At 62.0% G+C, this 21,501-nt stretch carries 21 protein-coding genes and 1 tRNA gene; 15 read left to right on the forward strand and 7 right to left on the reverse strand.

What is annotated here, in order from left to right; translation table 11 throughout:
• Positions 1-32 precede the first annotated feature (32 nt).
• Positions 33-4,709 carry a glutamate synthase large subunit gene (gene gltB, locus ON753_RS23665; RefSeq protein WP_265966131.1) on the reverse strand — a complete coding sequence of 1,559 codons (4,677 nt, stop codon included), beginning with the start codon at positions 4,707-4,709 and terminating at the stop codon, positions 33-35.
• A gap of 658 nt (positions 4,710-5,367) precedes the next feature.
• On the opposite strand from gltB, the gene ON753_RS23670 reads away from it, so the two are divergent.
• From ON753_RS23670 to ON753_RS23690, 5 genes are all read left to right on the forward strand, one after another.
• The gene (locus ON753_RS23670) at positions 5,368-5,664 is read left to right on the forward strand and encodes a BufA1 family periplasmic bufferin-type metallophore (RefSeq protein ID WP_265966133.1); all 297 of its coding nucleotides are present in this window, start codon (positions 5,368-5,370) and stop codon (positions 5,662-5,664) included.
• 148 nt (positions 5,665-5,812) lie between these two features.
• The gene (gene bufB, locus ON753_RS23675; RefSeq protein WP_265966135.1) at positions 5,813-6,712 is read left to right on the forward strand and encodes an MNIO family bufferin maturase; all 900 of its coding nucleotides are present in this window, start codon (positions 5,813-5,815) and stop codon (positions 6,710-6,712) included.
• Between the two features lies 1 nt (position 6,713).
• Entirely contained in the window at positions 6,714-7,490 is a 777-nt protein-coding gene (locus ON753_RS23680; RefSeq protein ID WP_265966137.1) for an HvfC/BufC N-terminal domain-containing protein, read from the forward strand.
• 13 nt (positions 7,491-7,503) lie between these two features.
• Positions 7,504-8,088 (forward strand): DoxX family protein, encoded by a 585-nt coding sequence (locus tag ON753_RS23685; RefSeq protein WP_265966139.1) that lies wholly within the window; start codon positions 7,504-7,506, stop codon positions 8,086-8,088.
• 93 nt (positions 8,089-8,181) lie between these two features.
• On the forward strand, positions 8,182-9,240 hold the full coding sequence (locus tag ON753_RS23690) for a threonine aldolase family protein (RefSeq protein ID WP_265966142.1): 1,059 nt from the start codon (positions 8,182-8,184) through the stop codon (positions 9,238-9,240).
• Between the two features lie 70 nt (positions 9,241-9,310).
• Here ON753_RS23690 and ON753_RS23695 read toward each other — a convergent pair whose 3' ends face one another.
• Entirely contained in the window at positions 9,311-9,757 is a 447-nt protein-coding gene (locus ON753_RS23695; protein WP_265966144.1) for an Hsp20 family protein, read from the reverse strand.
• A 283-nt stretch (positions 9,758-10,040) separates the two neighbouring features.
• On the opposite strand from ON753_RS23695, the gene ON753_RS23700 reads away from it, so the two are divergent.
• Positions 10,041-10,475 (forward strand): hypothetical protein, encoded by a 435-nt coding sequence (locus ON753_RS23700; RefSeq protein ID WP_265966146.1) that lies wholly within the window; start codon positions 10,041-10,043, stop codon positions 10,473-10,475.
• Positions 10,476-10,633: 158 nt separating this feature from the next.
• On the forward strand, positions 10,634-11,707 hold the full coding sequence (locus tag ON753_RS23705) for an alpha/beta fold hydrolase (protein WP_265966148.1): 1,074 nt from the start codon (positions 10,634-10,636) through the stop codon (positions 11,705-11,707).
• Between the two features lie 43 nt (positions 11,708-11,750).
• On the opposite strand, the gene hisN is transcribed toward ON753_RS23705, so the two are convergent.
• Positions 11,751-12,554 (reverse strand): histidinol-phosphatase, encoded by an 804-nt coding sequence (gene hisN / locus ON753_RS23710; RefSeq protein ID WP_265966150.1) that lies wholly within the window; start codon positions 12,552-12,554, stop codon positions 11,751-11,753.
• Between the two features lie 257 nt (positions 12,555-12,811).
• On the reverse strand, positions 12,812-13,636 hold the full coding sequence (locus ON753_RS23715; RefSeq protein ID WP_265967248.1) for an N-formylglutamate amidohydrolase: 825 nt from the start codon (positions 13,634-13,636) through the stop codon (positions 12,812-12,814).
• A gap of 277 nt (positions 13,637-13,913) precedes the next feature.
• Between ON753_RS23715 and cpdR the strand changes: the two genes are divergently transcribed.
• From cpdR to ON753_RS23740, 5 genes are all read left to right on the forward strand, one after another.
• Positions 13,914-14,273, forward strand: coding sequence for a cell cycle two-component system response regulator CpdR (gene cpdR / locus ON753_RS23720; RefSeq protein ID WP_265966153.1), 360 nt, complete (start codon positions 13,914-13,916; stop codon positions 14,271-14,273).
• A gap of 136 nt (positions 14,274-14,409) precedes the next feature.
• Positions 14,410-14,484: transfer RNA gene (locus ON753_RS23725), tRNA-Val, on the forward strand.
• 151 nt (positions 14,485-14,635) lie between these two features.
• Positions 14,636-14,761, forward strand: a complete 126-nt coding sequence (gene ykgO / locus ON753_RS23730) for a type B 50S ribosomal protein L36 (protein WP_265966157.1) — start codon at positions 14,636-14,638, stop codon at positions 14,759-14,761.
• A gap of 163 nt (positions 14,762-14,924) precedes the next feature.
• Complete coding sequence (locus tag ON753_RS23735) at positions 14,925-15,590, forward strand: tetratricopeptide repeat protein (protein WP_265966161.1); 666 nt, start codon at positions 14,925-14,927, stop codon at positions 15,588-15,590.
• A gap of 82 nt (positions 15,591-15,672) precedes the next feature.
• The gene (locus ON753_RS23740) at positions 15,673-16,689 is read left to right on the forward strand and encodes an alpha/beta fold hydrolase (RefSeq protein ID WP_265966164.1); all 1,017 of its coding nucleotides are present in this window, start codon (positions 15,673-15,675) and stop codon (positions 16,687-16,689) included.
• A gap of 107 nt (positions 16,690-16,796) precedes the next feature.
• Here ON753_RS23740 and pyk read toward each other — a convergent pair whose 3' ends face one another.
• Together pyk and ON753_RS23750 are read right to left on the reverse strand one after the other, a co-directional pair.
• Positions 16,797-18,233, reverse strand: a complete 1,437-nt coding sequence (gene pyk / locus ON753_RS23745; RefSeq protein WP_265966166.1) for a pyruvate kinase — start codon at positions 18,231-18,233, stop codon at positions 16,797-16,799.
• A complete protein-coding gene (locus ON753_RS23750) occupies positions 18,230-18,661 on the reverse strand; it encodes a DUF1036 domain-containing protein (protein WP_265967249.1) in 432 nt (143 codons plus the stop codon). The genes pyk and ON753_RS23750 overlap by 4 nt, the downstream gene beginning before the upstream one ends.
• A 469-nt stretch (positions 18,662-19,130) precedes the next feature.
• On the opposite strand from ON753_RS23750, the gene ON753_RS23755 reads away from it, so the two are divergent.
• The 3 genes from ON753_RS23755 (at position 19,131) to ON753_RS23765 (ending at position 20,777) form a co-directional block, all read left to right on the forward strand.
• A complete protein-coding gene (locus tag ON753_RS23755; protein ID WP_265966167.1) occupies positions 19,131-19,940 on the forward strand; it encodes an N-formylglutamate amidohydrolase in 810 nt (269 codons plus the stop codon).
• Between the two features lie 40 nt (positions 19,941-19,980).
• On the forward strand, positions 19,981-20,277 hold the full coding sequence (locus tag ON753_RS23760; protein WP_265966170.1) for a DUF1244 domain-containing protein: 297 nt from the start codon (positions 19,981-19,983) through the stop codon (positions 20,275-20,277).
• A gap of 239 nt (positions 20,278-20,516) precedes the next feature.
• Positions 20,517-20,777 (forward strand): DUF2312 domain-containing protein, encoded by a 261-nt coding sequence (locus ON753_RS23765; protein WP_265966172.1) that lies wholly within the window; start codon positions 20,517-20,519, stop codon positions 20,775-20,777.
• Positions 20,778-20,856: 79 nt separating this feature from the next.
• Here ON753_RS23765 and ON753_RS23770 read toward each other — a convergent pair whose 3' ends face one another.
• Positions 20,857-21,342, reverse strand: a complete 486-nt coding sequence (locus ON753_RS23770; protein WP_265966173.1) for a hypothetical protein — start codon at positions 21,340-21,342, stop codon at positions 20,857-20,859.
• Between the last annotated feature and the right edge of the window lie 159 nt (positions 21,343-21,501).

Consider the following 21,501-nt stretch of genomic DNA (forward strand, 5'->3'; position numbering starts at 1 on the left):
CGGCCGAGAGCCAGGCTGTTCAAGTTGTCCCGCTATTCGGCCGCGACCATGCCAAGGCGCTGCTCTTCCATCTCCCGCAGCGCGCGCCGGTACTCGACCGGCATGACCTTGACGAATTTCGGCCGGTAGGTGGCCCAGTCGTCGAGGATGGCTTCGGCCTTCGTGGAGCCGGTCAGTTCCAGGTGCTTGGCCAGCATCTGGCGCAGGCGCTCGTCGTCGTGGCGGGTCATGTCGCAGGAAACGTCGACGCGTCCCTTGTGCTCGATGTCTCCGCCATGATGGTGGAACTTTTCCAGAAGGTCGTCCTCTTCCGTCACCGGTTCGAGTTCGACCATCGCCAGGTTGCAGCGGGACCCGAATGAGCCTTCCTCGTCGAGGACATAGGCGATCCCGCCGGACATGCCGGCCGCGAAGTTGCGTCCGGTCTGGCCGATGACGACGACAACGCCGCCGGTCATGTATTCGCAGCCGTGGTCGCCGACACCTTCCACAACGGCGATGGCGCCGGAGTTCCGGACGGCGAAACGTTCACCGGCCACACCGCGGAAGTAGCACTCGCCCTCGGTCGCGCCGTAGAGCACGGTGTTGCCGACGATGATGGAGTCTTCCGGAACGATGCGGGTGTTTTCCGGCGGACGCACGATCAGCTTGCCGCCTGACAGACCCTTGCCGACATAGTCGTTGGCGTCGCCCACCAGGTCGATGGTGACCCCACGCGCCAGGAAGGCGCCGAATGCCTGGCCCGCGGTGCCCTTCAGGTTGATCTTGAGGGTATCGGGATGCTTCAGCGCCTTGTGGCCGTAGCGCCGGGCGATTTCGCCGGAGAGCATGGCGCCGACGGAGCGGTCGACCGAGCAGATGGTCTCGTCGATGACCGTCGGCTCGCGGTCGTCCAGCGCCGGCTTTGCCGCGGCAATAAGACGGCGGTCGAGAATGTCGACGATCGGATGTTCCTGACGCTTGGTCCAGCGGGTCTCTTCCGGGGCCGCTTCCGGCTGGAAGAAGATCCGCGTGAAGTCGAGGCCCTTGGCCTTCCAGTGGTCGATTGCCGCTTCCTTGTCGAGGAAGTCGGAACGGCCGATGAGTTGGTCCAGCTTGGCAATGCCGAGCTCTGCCATCAGTTCGCGCACTTCCTCGGCAACGTAGAAGAAGTAGTTGATGACGTGTTCCGGCGCACCCTTGAAGCGCTTGCGCAGGACGGGGTCCTGGGTGGCGATGCCGACCGGGCAGGTGTTCAGGTGACACTTGCGCATCATCAGGCAGCCGGCGGCGATCAGCGGAGCCGTGGAGAAGCCGAACTCGTCGGCCCCCAGCAGAGCGCCGATGATGACGTCCCGGCCGGTGCGCAGGCCGCCATCCACCTGCAGGGCAACGCGCGAGCGCAGGCCGTTGAGGACCAGGGTCTGCTGGGTTTCGGCAAGGCCGATTTCCCACGGAGACCCGGCATGCTTGATGGAAGTGAGCGGAGAGGCGCCCGTACCGCCGTCATAGCCGGAAATGGTGATGTGGTCCGCTCTTGCCTTGGCGACGCCGGCGGCAACGGTTCCCACGCCGACCTCAGACACCAGCTTGACCGAGATATCGGCGCGCGGATTGACGTTCTTCAGGTCGTAGATGAGCTGCGCCAGATCCTCGATGGAATAGATGTCATGGTGCGGGGGCGGCGAAATCAGGCCGACGCCCGGTGTCGAGTGGCGCACTTTCGCGATCACCGCGTCCACCTTGTGACCCGGCAACTGGCCGCCTTCGCCGGGCTTCGCGCCCTGGGCGACCTTAATCTGGATCATGTCGGAGTTGACCAGGTATTCCGTGGTCACGCCGAAACGGCCCGAGGCAACCTGCTTGATGGCGGAGCGCTGCGGGTTCATGGACCCGTCCGGGAGCGGATTGAAACGCTCCGGCTCCTCGCCGCCTTCCCCGGTGTTCGACTTGCCGCCGATCCGGTTCATGGCGACGGCAAGCGTCGTATGGGCTTCGCGGGAGATGGAGCCGAAGGACATGGCGCCGGTGACGAAGCGTTTGACGATGTCCTCCGCCGATTCCACCTGATCGATGTCGATCGGAGTGCGGCCGATTTCGTCCGCGCCCTTGATGCGGAACAGGCCTCGGATGGCGTAGCGGCCGCTTTCCTCGTTCACCAGCTTGGCGAATTCGCGATACTTTTCCGGCAGTGCGGAGCGGACCGCGTGCTGAAGCGTCGCGACGGAAGACGGCGTCCACATGTGGCTTTCGCCGCGGTTGCGGAAGGCGTATTCGCCGCCGATGTCGAGCGAGCGGCGCAGGATGGCGACGTCGCCGAAGGCTTCCGCGTGACGCAGGACGGTTTCCTCGGCGACTTCGTCCAGGCCGATGCCTTCGATCATGGTGGCCGTGCCGAAGAAATACCGCCGTACGAAGTCGGAGGACAGGCCGACGGCATCGAATATCTGGGCGCCGCAATAGGACTGGTAGGTCGAAATGCCCATCTTGGACATGACCTTGAGAATGCCCTTGTCGATCGACTTGATGTAGCGCCAGACGACCTCGTCCTGATCGACCTCTTCGGGGAAGTCCATTTCCATGTGCATGGAAAGGAGCGTCTCGAAGGCGAGATAGGGGTTGATCGCCTCCGCGCCGTAGCCGGCCAGAACGCAGAAGTGGTGAACTTCGCGGGCTTCCCCGGTCTCGACCACCAGACCGACGGAGGTGCGCAGGCCCTTGCGGATCAGGTGATGATGCACGGCGGCCGTCGCCAGGAGAGCCGGGATGGCGATCCGGGACCGGCTGATCATGCGGTCGGAGAGGATAATGATGTTGTAGCCGTCCGTGACGGCCTTTTCTGCGCGCTCGCACAGGTCCGACAGGGCGCCTTCCATGCCGGCGGCGCCTTTTTCGGAATTATAGGTGATGTCCAGCGTCTTTGCGGAGAACTGATTGTCCGCGATGTCGCCGATCGCACGGATCTTCTCCAGATCCTCGTTGGTGAGGATCGGCTGGCGCACTTCCAGGCGCTTGGAGGTCGACATGCCTTCCAGGTCGAAGATGTTCGGGCGCGGGCCGATGAACGAGACAAGGCTCATCACCAGTTCCTCGCGGATCGGGTCGATCGGCGGGTTGGTGACCTGAGCGAAGTTCTGCTTGAAATAGGTGTAGAGCAGCTTCGACTTGTCGGAGAGGGCCGAGATCGGCGTGTCCGTGCCCATGGAGCCGATGGCTTCCTGGCCGACCGTCGCCATCGGGGTCATCAGAAGCTTGATGTCTTCCTGGGTGTAGCCGAAGGCCTGCTGGCGGTCGAGAAGGCTTTCCCCGGCGACCGGTGCGCGCTGGCGCACGCCCGGAAGATCTTCCAGGACGATCTGCGAGCGGTGCAGCCAGTCCTTGTAGGGATTTGCCGTCGACAGTTGACGCTTGATCTCGTCGTCGGAAACGATGCGGCCTTCTTCCAGGTCGATCAGCAGCATCCTGCCCGGCTGCAGGCGCCACTTGCGGGCGATGCGCTCTTCTTCGACCGGCAGGACACCGACTTCGGAAGACATGATGACGAAATCGTCATTGGTGACGATGTAGCGCGCCGGGCGCAGGCCGTTGCGGTCCAGCGTCGCGCCGATCTGGCGCCCGTCGGTGAAGGCAACGGCGGCCGGGCCGTCCCACGGCTCCATCAGGGCGGCGTGATACTCGTAAAAGGCCCTGCGGTTGTCGTCCATCAGCGGGTTGCCGGCCCAGGCTTCCGGGATCAGCATCATGGCCGCATGAGCAAGCGAGTATCCGCCCATGACCAGGAATTCCAGCGCATTGTCGAAACACGCGGTATCCGACTGGCCTTCATAGGAAATCGGCCAGAGCTTGGAAATGTCGTCGCCGAGCAGAGCGGAGGAAACCGAGGCCTGACGGGCGGCCATCCAGTTGACGTTGCCGCGCAGCGTATTGATCTCGCCGTTGTGGGCGACCATGCGGTACGGGTGCGACAGGTCCCAGGAGGGGAAGGTGTTGGTGGAAAAGCGCTGGTGCACCAGCGCCAGCGCGGAGGTGAACCGCTCGTCCTTCAGGTCGGCATAATAGGCGCCGAGCTGGTAGGCCAGGAACATGCCCTTGTAGACGATGGTGCGGCTGGAGAGCGAAACGATATAAAAGCCCTTGCCAACCGCATTGGTCTCGGCGCGCACCCGGTTGGAGATCACCTTGCGCAGAACATAGAGACGGCGCTCGAACGCGGTCTGGTCGTCGCCGTTGGACTTCCTGATGAAGACCTGGCGGGAAACCGGTTCGGTGGCGGCAATATCGGCTGCCTTGGACAGGGATGAATTGTCGACCGGCACATCGCGCCAGCCGATCAGCTCCTGGCCTTCTTCCGCGATGACACGTTCGACGATTTTCTCGCATGTCGCGCGCAGGTCCGCATCCTGCGGCATGAAGAGGAAGCCGACGCCGTATTCGCCCGGCTGCGGCAGCGTCACGCCGGCCTTTTCCATTTCGTCCGCAAAGAAGGCGTGTGGAATCTGCACCAGCATGCCGGCACCGTCGCCCATGAGCGGGTCCGCACCGACCGCGCCGCGGTGGGTCAGGTTCTCCAGAACCTGCAGGCCGTCCGCGATGATCTTGTGCGATTTCTCGCCCTTGAGATGGGTAACGAAGCCGACACCGCAGGCATCGTGCTCGCGCGACGGATTGTAGAGCCCTTTCTCGGCGGCCGTGCTCAGTCGTTCGGCAAGGGTGGTGGTGGCGGTGTTCATGTCCGCGCCTCCGGCTTGCAAGGCTGTGCTGGTCGTCAGCTCTGAATTCGTCATATGCGCCCTCACTGTAAACCCCAGTGCCGCCGTGGCCTCAAGCGTCCGGTTCCGTTCGGGTCGCATTCCATCAAGAATGCGGCTCGGCGAACCCTGGCTTTCCTGCCTCGGCTCTGTCGTTGTATTTACTGCGCCGGTCTGTCAAAACCAACCGTCGCAATGACGCAGCGGATGCCCGCTGCCGAAACTTTCCGTCTCGCTATGCTACGAACCCTCTTCGGGACCCGCGCTGGTCAACCTGATCGCCGTTTGCAGACCGGTCGTGGTGCCAGTCTGCAATCTCGCGGTAATTGGGACAGTATCCCTGTCCTAATTCCGGCGCGACCATGACAGATTTCTCAGCCAGGGGCAAGAGTGTTTCTTCATGCCGCTATTATAGTTGTTTCGCGGGGAAAGTGCCAATCGTCCGGAAAGGTCGAAATCAGCCGGTTTTGAGAAACAATCTTGCGTCCGTTAAAATTTTCTCGTGCAGCACTCGCAAAAGGGTAACGTCCGTTTGATTTCCTATTTATCGTCAGGACGCTCATGTAATTTCGTGTGCCTCGCTTCTTTGGAAAGGCGATGGCTCAGGGGTGAATTCGAGGAACGACCAAAGGAGTTCGAGATGAAACATATGGCTATGTCCGCAGCGATCGTCGCCGGCGCAGTAGCAACGGCAGTTGCCGGTTTGCAGACGACACCGGCTCAAGCGGAGGCGAAGGAAAAGTGCTACGGCGTTTCCCTGAAAGGCCAGAACGACTGCAAGGCCGGTCCGGGCACCACCTGCGCCGGGACATCCACCATCGACTATCAGGGCAATGCCTGGACCCTGGTTCCCAAGGGCACCTGCGAGACCATGGAACTGCCGGGTGACCGTCATGGCTCCCTGACAGAGCTCAAGCGTGATCTGCCGGAAACTTAAAATCCGGTCAGCTTGTAGCCGCGGCGGCGGCGCTTCCGCCGGTCAGGCGGTCGGAACGCCGCCCGCCCGGGGCCGGACCAAAGGATTGAATGCAGCACGTTCGATTTGATGCCGGATCCCGACTGATCCTTGCCATCCGGAGCATGCCATGCCTCCCCAGACCATTGCCCAGACACATCCGCGCATTGGCGCCGACATCCCCGCACGCGCCGGCACCGGGCTGAAGCCGGAGCATGCTGCCGAAATTCTGGAAACGCGTGCGAATGTCGGCTTCTTCGAGGTCCATGCGGAAAACTACATGGGGGCAGGCGGTCCGCCGCACCGGCAACTGGAAGCCATCCGGCGGGACTATCCGCTCTCCCTCCACGGCGTCGGTCTTTCCATCGGCGGCGAAGGGCCGCTGGACAAGGACCACCTTGCCCGGCTTGCCGGACTGAACAAGCGCTATGAACCGGGCCTCTTTTCCGAGCACCTGGCCTGGTCGACCCATGATACCGCCTATTACAACGATCTTCTGCCGGTGCCCTACGACGAGGCGACGCTTCAGCGGGTGTGCGATCATATCGACGAAGTGCAGGAGACCGTCGGCCGCAGGATGCTCCTGGAAAACCCCTCCACCTATGTCGCGTTCGAGCAAAGCACGATGGGCGAGCTGGATTTCCTGAAAGAGGTCACGCGCCGGACCGGTTGCGGACTGCTGCTCGACATCAACAACGTCTTTGTCTCCTGCACCAATCATCAGCGCTCCGCGGACGGCTATCTTGCGGAGTTTCCCATGGCGGCGGTCGGCGAACTGCATCTGGGCGGTCACGCTCCGGACACGGACGATGACGGCCGGCCGCTGCTGATCGATGCCCACGACCGGGAAGTGGATCAGGCGGTCTGGGCGCTTTATGAGCGCGTCATCGACACCCACGGGGCGCTGCCGACGCTGATCGAGTGGGACAATGACGTCCCGGCCTGGCCGGTCCTGATGGCTGAAGCCGAGGCCGCGGACCGGATCCTGTCCCGGCGGGACGTGAAACCGGCCGTGAGGCGTGCGGTCTGAGATGAGCGCGCGAAACCCCTCTGCGCGGGTCGGCTCGCTGGAGTTCAGCCGGGCACTGCTCGATCCTCAAGCCGCGGCGCCGGCCGGGCTGATCGGGCCCGACGGCAAAGCGGCGCCCAAGCGCTTCAACGTCTACCGCAACAATGTCATCGTCAGCCTGTGCGAAGCGCTGGGGCAGACGTTTCCGGCGATAAGGACTCTCCTCGGCGAAGACTATTTCGATGCGCTCGCCCGGGCCTTCGCGGCAAAGCATCCGCCCGCCTCTCCGGTCCTTATCTGGTATGGCTGTGAGTTTGCCGCTTTCGTCGAATGCTTTCCGCCGCTTGCGGCCTATCCCTATCTTGCCGACGTGGCGCGGGTGGAATGGGCCTGGCTGCAGGCCTATCACGCTGAGGACGCCGCCCCGCTGAACCCGGCCGCGCTCGGCGCAGTCGCTCCGGACGTTGTCGCCGGGATCCGCTTCAATCGACATCCGGCCGCGGCCGTCATCGCCTCGAAATGGCCGGTGCTGGATCTCGTGCGGGCCAACAGGTTCGACGGCGGGCAGGGCGGTAGCATCGATCTCGGCACCCCGCAGGCGGTTCTGGTCACCCGCCCGGATCTTGACGTTGAGCTGCGCCTGTTGCGGCCGGGCGGGGGTGAATTCCTGAACACCCTGTTCGAAGGAAGTTCACTGGGCGAGGCCGCGGCTTTCGCACAGGAAAGTGCCGGGGAATTTTCGCTGGCCGATTGTTTATCTGATAGCCTTTCGAGCGGTGCTTTCACCGCCATTCAATAATAAGGGGGACTTGATGGGCGCGCTGATTGGTTTTTTCACGAGATTGTACACGCTGGTATTCGGTGGGCTTGAACGCCTGACCAACGGCTGGTTCCTGGGGCTTGCAGCCCGCTTTATTTTCGCGGCCGTCCTGCTGCAGTTCTTCTGGAATTCCGCGCTGACGAAGATCGGCGGAAACATCATGAACATCTTCACGCCGACCGCCGGTGCCTATGCGCAGATGCTGCCGAAGATGATGGAACAGGTCAGCTACGATACCAGTCAGATCGCGTTCTTTCCTTATGGCCTGATGGTCCTGCTCGGCACCTGGGGCGAATTCATTCTGCCGGCCATGGTTGTGATCGGTCTTTTCACGCGCTTTGCAAGCCTGGGCATGATCGTCTTCATCATGGTGATGACCTATGTCGACATCTACGGGCACGGAGCCGACGCCAAGACCATCGGGGCGCTCTTCGACGGCGAGCCCTATGCGATCATCGCCGATGACCGTCTGCTGTGGATCTTCCTGCTTCTGGTGCCGACGCTGAAGGGGCCGGGGGTTTTCTCCCTCGACTGGCTGCTGGGACGCTACTACCGCAGGCGCGAAATGTATTACTAGGATCGATCTTCGGACCGGCCTGCCGCCGGTCCGAAGATCGCCCCGGGCAGAAATCCGGTTGCGGGCCGGCCGGGCTGGTGCTTAAACCGGGGCATGAATTTCGCAAGCGACAATTGGGCGGGTGCGGCTCCGGCGGTGATGTCGGCGCTGGCCCGCCATAATTCCGGGTTTTCGCCGGCCTATGGCGCGGACCCGCTGACCGACCGGATCTCCGAACGGTTCAACGATATCTTCGAACGGGAGGTCGCGGTCTATTTCGTGGCGACCGGCTCGGCGGCCAATTCCCTGGCTCTGTCGGCCTATGCAAGGCCCGGTGGCGTGATCTTCTGCCAGAACGATGCTCATATCCGCGTCGACGAATGCAACTGCCCGGAGTTCATGACCGGCGGCGGCAAGCTGGTCGGCATTGCGGGGCCGGACGGGAAGCTGACGCCGGACGGACTGCGTGAGGCGCTCCAGGCGTTTCCCGATGGCGTGGTGCATCACGGCCAGGCCGCGTCCGTGTCGATCAGCCAGGCAACGGAAAGCGGCACGGTCTATACGCTGGATGAAATCGCGGCGATCAGGGAGGCAGCGCAAGCGCGGTCGCTCCCGCTCCACATGGATGGTGCCCGCTTCGCCAATGCGCTCGTCACGCTCGGCTGTTCGCCCGCCGACATGACCTGGAAGGCCGGGGTGGACGTCCTCTCCTTCGGTGCCACCAAGAACGGCTGCTGGTGTGCGGAAGCCGTGGTCTTCTTCGATCCGGAAGCGGCAAGGGGCTTTGAATACCTGCGCAAGCGCGCCGGGCACCTGTTTTCAAAGAGCCGCTTTGTCGCGGCGCAGTTCGACGGTTATTTCGAAGAGGACGGCTGGCTGGCAACCGCGGCCCACGCCAACGAGATGGCGTCAACGATTGCCGAAGGCATCCGGGCCGCGGGCGGCCGGACCGCCTGGCCTGTGGAGGCCAACGAGGTGTTCCCGATCTTGAAGCGCAGCCGCTTCCAGGCACTGGAGGCGGCCGGTGCCAGGCTCTATGAATGGCCCGCCACGGATCTGGCCGCGACCATTGCGCCGTCCGAAGACGAAGTCTGCCTGCGCATGGTCACGAGCTTTGCGACCACAGAGGCCGAAGTGGAGGCGTTCCTGAGCACTCTTGCGGGTGCTGCCTGACGAAAAAGGGCGCCTGAAATCAGGCGCCCCGCTGTAGCAGTTTCAGGCTGTGAAGGCCCGTGAGTGAGCCTTAATTGACGGCCGATTCGATCTGCTTGGTTTCACCAGTCGTGATATCGATCTTGCGCGGCTTCATGGCTTCGGGAAGCTCGCGGACGAGATCGACATGCAGCAGGCCGTTTTCCAGGCTGGCACCTTCCACGCGCACGTGTTCGGCAAGCTGGAAGCGGCGCTCGAAGGTGCGCGATGCGATGCCGCGATACAGGATTTCGCGGTCGTCATTTTCATCGGCCTTCTCACCCTTGATGGCGAGAACGTGTTCTTTAGCCTCCACTGAAAGTTCAGCTTCGGTGAAGCCGGCTACCGCCATGGTGATGCGGTAGGCGTTTTCGCCGGTCCGTTCAATGTTGTAGGGCGGATAGGCGGGAACTTCGCTGCTGGCGTTGTCCAGCAACGAGAAAAGACGGTCGAACCCGACGGTGGACCGGTAAAGCGGAGAAAAGTCGAAGTGACGCATGTGTCTGTCCTCTCTTGAGCAACGGATACTTCACTGATTTTGCGTTCCTCAGGTCCCCCGTTTGGCGGGACCGGAATGCTGTGCAGACCCGTGGTTGGCGCCTGCAAACCAAAGGTGGGAATTTGAATTTTTCTTTTCAAGAGGGCGGAGACCGGCCTGCTGCGGCCCGGGGCCGCGAAGATGAACGGCAGATGAATAAGAGCTTCCGGTCCCGTTCAAGGACCCTGGTGCATCTTCCCGTCAACGTCAGCGCGGTGCTGACCGCAATGACAGGAGAACGAAGATGTTCGCTCGCTTTTCAAAACTTTCCCGCCCGATTGCCGGCGCTGTCCTGATGGTCACAGCCGGCATCATGCAACCGGCCGCCGCTGCCCCACTGGCCGGCATGTTTCACGCTCAAGTCCCGCAGTCGGAAATGACCGTTCAGGTCGATCACCGGCGGGACCGTGACCACAGGCCGGGCTACGGCAGGCACGGAGGCCGCTGGGGTCGTCATCATGCGCTCGGGCCGCGCGAGATCAGCCGCAGCCTGCGTCACCGCGGGTTTCACGCGATCCGCATCGTCGACCGCCGTGGCCCTATGTATATCGTGATGGCGCGGGGATGGGACAGGAGGCCGGTGCGGCTGGTGGTCGATTCCCGCACGGCCCATATCGTTCGCGTCCACCCGATAGGCCGGCGTGGCGGCAGCCACTTCGAGTGGCAATTCCGCTTCTAGGGCGTTCAGACTGACTCCGGCGCCCCGAGGTAACCGGATCTTTCCAGGCCGGTTCCATGATGGACCGGCCTGAAGTCTGTTGTGGGCCTGCCGGAAGCCCGCTATCACAGGGTGTCGCCTCATGATGCGGGGCGATACAGCTGTTTAATCGGAATGCCATGAAGCTGATCGATCATCCCGACAATCCGGTGCCGGAAGGCGCAAGGGCCGGTTTCGTCGAAACGCCCGACGGCGTCAGAATCCGCTACGCCCACTGGCCGGCCTCCGGCCGGGAGCGCCGCGGCACGGTGACGCTTGTGCAGGGGCGGGCGGAATTCATCGAGAAATATTTCGAGGTGATCGAGGACCTGCGCCGGCGAGGATTCGCCGTGGTTACCTTCGACTGGCGCGGTCAGGGCGGCTCCCAGCGGCTGACCCGCAATCCGAAGCGCGGACATATTTCGAACTTCCGCAAGTATCGGCTGGATCTCAGGACGGTTCTGAAAGAGATTTCCCTTGCAAACTATCCGGGGCCGCATTTTGCCCTGGCCCACTCGACCGGCGCTCTGGTGCTCCTATCCGACAGCCAAAGGCTCAGGACGATGCTGGACCGGGCGGTGATCACCTCGCCGCTGCTCGGCCTGCCTTCGGGCGCATGGGCGCCGAACCTTGTCGCTTCCGCCCGCAGGTTCCTGCGGAAAGCCACTTTCGGCCTGCTCGGGCAGCCGCCGCTGAAAGCCGGCGCGCGCAGGACCTCAGCGCTTCTCGAAAACATCGGCTTTCCCGCCGCCCGCATCTTTTCGCTGCTCGGCATGGGCCGGCTTTTCATTCCCGGCGGAAACGCAGAGATCTTCATTCCCTTTGAAACGAACCGCCAGACCTCCGACAGGATCCGTTTCGACCGGTTCAACAAGGTGCTGAAACAGGCGCCCGAACTGGGTGTCGGCGCGCCGACGATCGGCTGGCTGAACGCGGCTGCAAGGACGATGCTGGCGCTGCGGCGGCGAGATGCCGGCCCCAACATGAAGCTTCCCTGCCTCGTGCTGGCAGCAGGCAATGACCGCATCGTCTCAACGCCGGAGACCGAGGATTTCGTCTCGCGCACCAAAGCCGCCGCTTATGTGGAGATCCCCGGCGCGGCCCATGAACTGATGATGGAACGGGACATCTTCCGCGATCAGTTCTGGGCGGCGTTTGATGCGTTTGTTCCGGGCGCGGAAGCGGAACAGGAGCTGGAGCGCGCCCGGATCTGACGGTGGGAAAGCCTGACGGACTGCGATCGGACGGCGTCTGGGGTCAGGCCTGCCTGGCGAGCTCCCTGAGCAGGGTCTCGTGAAGGCGCGGGTCTCCGGAAGCAAGGATCTGCCCGCCGTCGCAGGGCGAGCCGCCGGTCCAGGTGGTTACCACCCCGCCGGCACCCTCGATGATCGGCACAAGGGCAACGATGTCGTAGGCTTGCAGGCCGCTTTCGATGACGGCGTCGCCATGGCCCGCAGCGACCATGCAATAGGCATAGCAGTCCGTGCCGTAGCGGGAGAGCCGGACCGAGGCTTCCACGCGGTCGAAGGCGCCGCGTTCCCCGTCGGTGAACAGGGCCGGCGTCGTGGTGAAGATCGTCGCCTCCCGAAGTCCGGCGCAAGGGCGGGTCTGAAGCGGTCTCGTTCCCAGCGGGCCGTGATACCAGGCCGCCTGGCAATCCCCGGCGAAACGCTCCCCGATATAAGGCTGAACCATCATGCCGAGGCTCGCGGTGCCCCTGGTGCGCAGTCCGATCAGGGTTCCCCAGGTCGGCAGGCCGGTGATGAAGGCCCGGGTTCCGTCAATCGGGTCAAGCACCCAGACATGCTCGGCGTCCAGATTTTCCGGGCCGTGCTCCTCACCCAGAATCCCGTGCTCGGGATAGGTTTCGTTGATGAGCGCCCGCATGGCCGTTTCGCCGTTCCTGTCAGCGACGGTGACCGGATCGAAGCCGGTTTCCCACTTGTTGTCGATGGCAAATCCCTGCCGGAAATGGGGCATGATCGCCTTGCTGGCGGCATCGGCAAGCCTGTCCAGGAACGGCGCAAACTCACTTGAACTGGCAACAGGCAGTTTTGTCATCGATCTTCCACCTTGCGGATTGCGGCATTTGCGAATTTGCCGCCTGTATAACCCGTTCTGCAAAAAAATGAATCCGCAAATCCGGTTGATTTGCTCATTGTTTGATCAGAAATGTGATCATCGCGGGCTTGACGTTTGTGCAGTGCGATGCGATTTTATTGCAGTGCGGTACATTCTATCGCACCGCCCTCCTTGGGCGTTTCCTCCCTAGACTTGGGCCGCCTCGTCAGAGTGCGGCCTCTTTTTTTATGCTGCTTTTATTCTGCGGCGATTGGATCGGCGTGCAATGCCGCATCGGGCATCGACGTGAGTTCGCGGGCGAATGCGCGCAGGTCATGGAACAGAGTGCCGAACCCGGCGGAGGGCTGGTGAGTTGCCTCGTCCATGTAGAGACCGCGGTTGATCTCGATTTGCAGGGCATGCAGGCCGCTTGCCGGCCGGCCGTAATGCTCGGTGATGAAGCCGCCCGCATAGGGTTTGTTGCGTGAGACGCTGTAACCCATGTTCTTGAGGACGGAGCAGGCGAATTCCGTCAGGTCGCTGCCGCAGCTCGTGCCGTACCGGTCGCCCAGGATGAAGTCCGGCCGTGTGTCGGTCGTCTGGCATTTCACGCTGGACGGCATTGAGTGGCAATCGATCAGAACCGCATAGCCGAAGGTGACGTGGGTCTGGGCCAGCAGCCGCCGCAAGGTCGAATGGTAGGGCTTGTAGATTTCCTCGACCCGGTGCAGCGCTTCGTCGACAGGCAGCTTGTGGCGGTAGATCTCGTAGTTTTCGCTGACGATCCGCGCGACCGTGCCGAGGCCGCCCGCCACCCTGATGGACCGGACGTTGGCATAGGTGGGCAGCCGGCCCTCGAACATCTTGGGGTCGAGCTCATAAGGCTCCCGGTTCACATCCAGATAGGCTCTTGGAAAATGCGCCCGCAGAAGCGGCGCGCCCAGGGGAACGACATGGGAGAACAGATCATCCACATAAGCGTCTTCGGAGCGGCGGATGGTGATTTCGTTCAGGCGGGAGGAGGCCAGGAAGCTTCTGGAATACTGGCGGCCCGAATGCGGGGAATTGAAGATGTACGGAATGCGCTGATCTGCAGGACAAAGAACTTCAAACGCCGGAAAGCCGTTAAAATCGGCTTCGAAGGGTGCGCGTGAAGAGGGCTGCCTGTCGTCCGTCAAATGGGGTGTCCCTTTTTTGTTGGCCTCTATCGTGCCAAGGAATCAACACGCAGTCCACAGTGATGATATCAAAAGCTCAGGAGAACCAATTCTCCCTATCATTCTGTGGAATTCGAGCTATAACCGGCTGTAAGGAAACCCGAACAGCCAACATTCAAATCGAGGGAAATGGTCGTCTGCGATGTCGCGTATCCTGCTTGCCGAAGATGATAATGACATGCGCCGCTTTCTGGCAAAGGCGCTGGAGAATGCCGGGCATGAGGTCGTGTCGTTCGATAACGGCAAAAGCGCATATGACCGCCTGTGCGAAGAGCCGTTTTCGCTCCTCCTGACCGATATCGTGATGCCGGAAATGGACGGAATCGAACTGGCGCGCCGCGCGACGGAACTCGATCCGGACCTGAAGGTCATGTTCATCACCGGCTTTGCGGCCGTGGCTCTCAATCCCGAATCGAATGCTCCCAAGGATGCCAAGGTGCTGTCAAAACCCTTCCATCTGAAGGACTTGGTGCAGGAGGTCGAGCGCATGCTGGCCGCCTGACGGCGGTCTTAAACAGGCATGCGCGCCGGACGGTTGAAATTTTGACGGTTCGGTGAAAAGGGGGTTGCACAGACTGGCGTTCCCCGCTATATCGCACTCCACCACGGCGCTGAGGCGCCGGACTACCGAGAATTTCGGGCGTGTAGCTCAGCGGGAGAGCACTTCGTTGACATCGAAGGGGTCACAGGTTCAATCCCTGTCACGCCCACCATTATTGCGCTGATTGAAGGTTCATGAAGCGTGGGTTGATCACAAGTCAGGCGCATGAGAATGCTGCTGCTTGGTGACCGGCCAGGAGGATGTGAGCGCCTTTGGCGCTCATTTGGTTTTAGAGAAGCAGGACCCTCACGGGGGACAGTGACATGAAGATCAAGAACTCGCTCAAATCGCTGATGGCCCGTCACCGCGAGAACCGCATGGTTCGCCGGAAAGGCCGCGTCTACATCATCAACAAGAAAAACCCGCGTTTCAAAGCACGCCAGGGCTGATCTTGCTGCTGCGCAACGCGCTGCGGGGAACCTGAAAAATCCTTTCCGGGTGAAGCGGTTAGACCGCAGACCCGTGGGAATTTCGGGCCGCGGCGGCCAAAGCGCACGAAGATGTGTCAAATTCCCCGATTGACCGCCGCATTCAACGACCCATAATCGTTGAATGCGGATTTTTGTACTTGCCCTTCTCTATGCGCTGAGCGCGGCGATCGCCACTGCACAACCGGTGCCGGATCTCGGCCCGAATGCCGAGCCGCCGTCTGCGGACGACTTCAGCAGCCCGTTGCCGGAAGATCAGCCGGAAGAGGGCGGCGAGGTGGTTGTCGAGGAAGCCGAACCGGGCGAGGAAGAGTCGCGCCTTGACGCGCTCTATTCCGAACTGGCCAAGGCGGAGTCGCCCCAGGCCGCGGAGCGCATTGCCCGGCAGATCCAGATGCTCTGGATAGAGTCTGGCAGCGACACGGTCGACGTGCTCATGTCTCGCGCTGGGAAAGCCATCCAGGCAGACGAATTCGGCCTGGCGCTCGATCTTCTCGACGTCGTGGTGCTCATGAAGCCCTCCTATGCCGAAGGCTGGAACCGGCGGGCGACCGTTCACTACATGCGCGAGGACTTCGGCAAGTCCCTGGTCGATATCGAGCGCACGCTCTCGCTTGAACCCCGCCATTGGGGCGCCCTGTCCGGACTGGCCATCATCCAGCGCCGCCTGGGCTTCGAAACTGAATCGCTGACGACATTCAGACGGGCGCTTGAGGTTCATCCCGGGCTTGAGAACGCCACGAAGGCGATCGAGGATCTGCAAAAAGGAGCCGAGGGCGAGCCGGTTTGAGGTCCTGCCTTTTCTGCCTCATCCTGCCATTGCACCCGACTGCCGCAGAATGGCCGGCTTTCCGCGCCATGGCTCTTGATCGATGACAACCGGTATCGTTCTGTTCTTCCCTGTCGCGCTTGCGTGTCTGGCCGCCGCCTATACGGCCTGGCGATCCGGGCGAATATCCGCTCAGTCGAAACCTGACGGCTCCTTTGCCGTCGTCGACGGGGTGAAGCTGCATTATCATTTTGTTTCGGCCGGTGAAGGCAACCAGGACAAGCCGGTGCTGGTGTTTCTCCATGGAGCCGGTGGCAACGCTTACGATACCAAACTGGCGTTTCTGGAAGCGTTTCGCGGCCGCTACCCGCTGCTTTTCCCCGACCGGCCAGGTCTTGGGCACTCCGACAGAAGATCTCCCGAACACAATTCGCCGGCCGGGCAGGCACAGGCGATCGCCGCGTTGCTCGAGCATCTGGATATCAGGTCCGCCATTGTGATCGGCCATTCTTTCGGCAGCGCCGTTGCGGCCGCCCTGGGACTTGTCGCCCCGGAGCGGGTCAAGGGCCTCGCCTTCCTGGCGCCGGCGGCCTATCCGTGGCCAGGCGGTGTCACCTGGTATCACACCGTTGCCGCCTTGCCGGTCATCGGCCCGCTGTTCTGCCGGACTGTGACCCTGCCGGTTGCCGAACGGATGGCGGCCCGCGCCATCGAAGTGACCTTTCATCCCGATCCGCCGCCCTCCGGCTACGCGACCGCGATCAGGCTGCCGCTCCTGTTCCGCCCAGGTAGTTTCAGAGCCAACTCAAGTGATATTGCAGCATTGAACGGGGCGCTGGCGGAGCAATCGAAACGGCACACGGCCTTGAGGCAACCGGCGCTGATCGTCACCGGAACCGAAGACACGATCGTCTGGCCGTCTATTCACAGCGAAGGTTTGCTGAAAGACCTGCCGAATGCGGAACTGCTGGTGCTCGACAATGCCGGCCACATGCCGCATCACACGCATACAAATGAGATTGTCCCGGCGCTGGAGAGGCTGGCCGCCCGCGTGCAGGAAGACGCGGCGGAGACCGGCGGAGCTCGGCAACCGGCTCGAGGCCAGCCGGAGCCGGCCTGATAAATCTCTCCGTCCCCGGTGCAGGCCGTTCCTCGCCGAAATGCTCTATTTCTGCCGAGACAAAAAAGACGGCCGATGGCCGCCTTTTGTTTTAAACGATTAGGATGTCAAATCCCGCCCTGACCGTCATTGCCGACAAAGGCAATCCGCAGCATGTTGGTCGATCCCGGCGTCCCGAAGGGCACGCCCGCGGTTACGATGATGCGCTGGCCCGGCTTTGCGAACTCCTCCGAAAAGGAGATGCGGCAGGCGCGGTCGATCATGTCTTCCTCGTTGGCGGCGTCCTCACTGACAACGCAGTGCAGGCCCCATCCGAGAGACAGCCGGCGGGCGGTGGCCATTACCGGCGAGAGCACAATGACGGGGCAGGCGGGCCGCTCGCGGGAGGCGCGCAGGCCGGTCGCGCCCGAGGTCGTGTAGCAGACGACCGCTGCCAGATTGAGCGTCTCTGCGATCTGGCGGGCCGCGGCGGAGATCGCATCGGCTCCTGTCGCTTCCGGTTCGGTCCGCTGCGCATAGATGATGTTGCGGTAGTTGCTGTCCTGTTCGACCTGATGGGCGATCTTGTCCATCGTCGTCACAGCTTCGATCGGATAATCGCCGGCGGCTGATTCGGCCGACAGCATGACCGCATCGGCACCTTCGAACACCGCCGTTGCGACGTCGGAGACTTCCGCGCGGGTCGGGACCGGAGAGGAAATCATCGATTCCAGCATCTGCGTTGCAATGACGACCGGCTTGCCGGCACGGCGGCAGGCGCGGGTGATGCGCTTCTGCAGTCCGGGGACCTGCTCCAGCGGCATTTCCACGCCAAGATCGCCGCGGGCGACCATGACGGCGTCGGAAAGCTCGATGATTTCATCGAGGCGCCCGATGGCCTGCGGCTTCTCGATCTTGGCAAGAACGCCGGCGCGGCCGCGGGTGATCTTGCGGACCTCGGCCAGGTCGTCCGGGCGCTGAACGAAGGACAGCGCGACCCAATCGACATTCTGGTCGAGCGCCGCGATGAGGTCCTTGTGATCCTTGTCCGTCATCGCGCTGGTCGCGATCTCGGTATCCGGAACACTGATGCCCTTGCGGTCGGACAGCTTGCCGCCGACGATCACTTCCGTCACGGCCCGTGTCCGGGTCGCTTCGACGACTTTCAGCTGGACCTTGCCGTCATCCAGCAGCAGCCGGTGACCGGGCTCAAGCGCTTCCAGAATTTCAGGATGTGGAAGATGGACGCGGTTGACGTCGCCGCCGGATGTGTCGGCGTCCAGCGCAAAGCTTGCGCCGTTCTCCAGCATGACCGGGCCGTTTGCAAAAGTCCCCACGCGCAGTTTCGGCCCCTGAAGGTCGGCCAGAATACCAATCGGCCGTCCGACCTTGCCCTCGACAGAACGGATGCGTTCGACAAGCATCTTCAGACGATCATGATCCGTATGGCTCATGTTGATGCGGAATACATCCGCACCGGAGCGATACAATTTTTCGATGATGTCTTGTTCTGAGGAGGAGGGTCCGAGAGTTGCTAGAATCTTGACTCGCCGGTTACGCCTCATCGCCCACCTGTTCCCTGTTGCACGGGTTCGGTCAGCTGGACAGTCCAGCTGCTCTGTTCTCCCGTGTCGATTTCAAAAAAGCCTGTCCGCTCAAAGCCTCGAGCTACACAGTCCGCAATCCCGCGAATGGTGAATTCCTTTTCCCGGGTGCACATGAATGCCCGGCCGCCCCATTCGCCGAATTGGTCGTAATCAACTGCGTAGATGTAATAGTATCGTGACACAAGAGCCCCTGGTACCAGCGTCTCGCAGGAGTTGGAGGAAAGGTTCCACCATCCTTCGGTGACCCACTCGGTCTTGTCCTTGTAACCGATGGCCACGCCAACCTGGCTGTCGGTCTTGTTGCAGAGCCGCAGGTCAGCCTTCGCTTCGTCGCTGATTGCCGGGAGAATGAATAGGGCCAGAAGCCCGGCATAGACAGCTTTCATGGGCATGCCAATACGTGCCCGAAACCTGCCCTGGTACCGTTCCCCAACCTCAAACATATGCAGTCGTTCACTTTGCTGCTTTACAGACATTCGCTTTTTGCGTTGGCAAGCGTGTCTTGTCAACGTCGTTAACAGGATTCAGGGGAGCTTTCGCCCAACCTTCTCTCCGCATACCGCTCAAACATTTCTGTCCAGAATATCGGCTATACCTCCTTTGAGGTCAGAAATGGGGCGGGAACATGACCGAATACGTTCTGATAAAATTTAGCGGCTAATAAATCGTATATAAAGGCGTATAACCCTCGGTGATATAACCGTTATCTCCCCGTATGCCGCCTGGGGTCGACCCCTGTGGGGTGCGTCGATTCGCCGGGGAGCCGGTGCATTCCGACTTGGTTCCTGAAGCAGATTGCCTTAAATCTGTCCGCCCGTGACGCCTCAATCCCCTGACCTTTTCACGAAGCGAGAAATGACCAGACCTGCAGCCGCTGCCGGCGAGATCTTTGAGCCGACCGAATATATCGATGGAGATTTCAATTCCGGAATCCTGTTGTTGTGCGACCATGCGCGCAACACGGTGCCGCGGGAATATGGCAATCTCGGCGTTCCGCCGGAGCAGTTCGAGCGTCATATCGGCTACGACATCGGGGCGCGGGCCGTGACGCTTGAACTGGCAAGGCGGCTCAACGCCCCCGCCTGCCTGACGACCTTTTCCCGTCTTCTGATCGATCCCAACCGGGGAGACGACGATCCCACCCTGATCATGCGCTTGTCGGACGGGGCGGTTGTCCCCGGCAATGCGAGGGCGGATGCCGGGGAACGGGCCCGCCGCATCGACCTGTTTCACCGGCCTTACCATCAGCTGATCGAGAGAACCCTGGACGCGATGATCGCCGAGGCGGCCCCGCCGGTGATCTTTTCGATCCACAGCTTCACGCCGGTCTGGCGCGGTGTTCCCCGCCCCTGGCATGTTACCGTGTTGTGGGACAGCGACCCCAGAGCCGTGGAGCCGCTGCTGGACGGCCTGCGGACGCAGGAGGGGCTGATTGTCGGCGACAACGAACCCTATGACGGCGCTCTCAAAAACGACACAATGTACCAGCACGCCACGCAGCGGGGACTGGCCCAGGCTCTTCTGGAACTGCGGCAGGATCTGATCGCGGACGAAGCGGGCGCGATGGAGTGGGCCGGCCGGCTGGAGCCCGTCTTGAGGAAAATTGCCGGGCTGCCCGGCTGCCGGCAGATCCGGCATTTCAAATCTCGCTGTGGTGGGGACTGAAGGTCCCTCGACGGCCAACGGGAATGAGGAGTTCAACGGGATGGATGAACAGACCAAACTGGAATTGGAAGCTGCGGTGTTCAGGCGCCTGGTCGAGCATTTGCGCAACCGCACGGACGTTCAGAATATCGACATGATGAACCTGGCGGGTTTCTGCAGGAACTGCCTTTCCAACTGGTATCAGGACGCCGCCGCCGACAAGGGGCTGGATCTGGAAAAGGCGGAGGCCCGCGAAATCGTCTATGGCATGCCGTATGACGAGTGGAAGTCGAAATACCAGACCGAAGCGTCCGCGGATCAGGCGACCGCATTCGAGAAAAACAGGCCGCAGCACTAGTTTACCGACCCTGGCGCAACCAGCGTTTAGAAGAACGCGCAGGATGCTGCGGCACAGTGGCATCGACCGGCTTTTGAACAGGCGCTGACCAGGCCTTCCGCCAATCCAAAAAGGACTGCTTGACGGCTTGCGGGAAGTCTGGCACGGCACGGTCGGTTTTTTTGGGGCGGCGGCGGATTCGCATTCGCACGCGCCGCCCGTCAACAGGTCAAGAACAAGGAAAAAGGAGAACTATGTCCATGTCCGATCCGGGTGGAGTGGCTGCCGATCAGCTGCGGGCTTTCGTCGAACGCATCGAGCGTCTTGAAGAGGAAAAGAAGGTCATCTCGGATGACATCAAGGACGTCTACGCCGAAGCCAAGGGCAACGGCTACGATGTGAAGATCCTCCGCAAGGTCGTGTCACTGCGCAAGAAGCAGCCGCATGAGCGCGAGGAAGAAGAAGCCGTGCTGGATCTCTACCTTCATGCGCTCGGCATGGCAGGCCCCTCCGAAGGCTGATCGCCAGGCATTTCCGTCACGAAAAAGAGCGGCCAAACGGCCGCTCTTTTTTTGTTCTCTTTTTCACCTGCTTCGGGTGCTAGCGGGCGAACCGCACGGGCAGAATCACGACTGCCGGGCCATCGAACTTGTCGGTTCGCAAATTGCCGTAGGGGGACCGTTCGAAACTTGCCGCAACGAACCGGTTTCCGGGCATCATCACGTTGTTCAACTGGCGCTGATTGGGATGGCTCAGCCAGGCAAAGGCCTGATGGCGGGTGGTGCCCGCGCCGGACAACAGGGCAGGGGCCGACTTGTCCGGCAAGCTGGCGAAACCGGCAAGCGGATCGACGATCTCGTCCCGCGGAATGCGTCCGGAAACGGAGGCTTGCGTGGCGCTGTTCGTTACCGGGCCTACGGCGGCGCGGCGATCGGCTTCATCCTTGGTCTGCGTCATGGTGGCCGACGGGACCAGGGAACGGCTCAGGCTCTGCGGTGCCGGGCCCGCGGACGCATAGGCCAGCGTTGTCTCAGGACGCGGTTCGGGCGCAGGGGCCGATCCAGTGGCGGCCGCAATCGCCGCCACCGGATCATCCGTCGGGGCTGCATCCGGAGCGGGACCGGAATCCGTGAGCCCAAGATTGGCAGCGGCCTCTTTCGCCGCATCGCTCAGGCCTCGGTTGGGCTTTTGAAGCGGAGCGCGGGCAACCTGGAAGCGCGCGTCGATCGTCTGGTTCGTGGGAGC

The organism is Roseibium salinum (assembly GCF_026240905.1).
Lineage (GTDB): Bacteria > Pseudomonadota > Alphaproteobacteria > Rhizobiales > Stappiaceae > Roseibium > Roseibium salinum.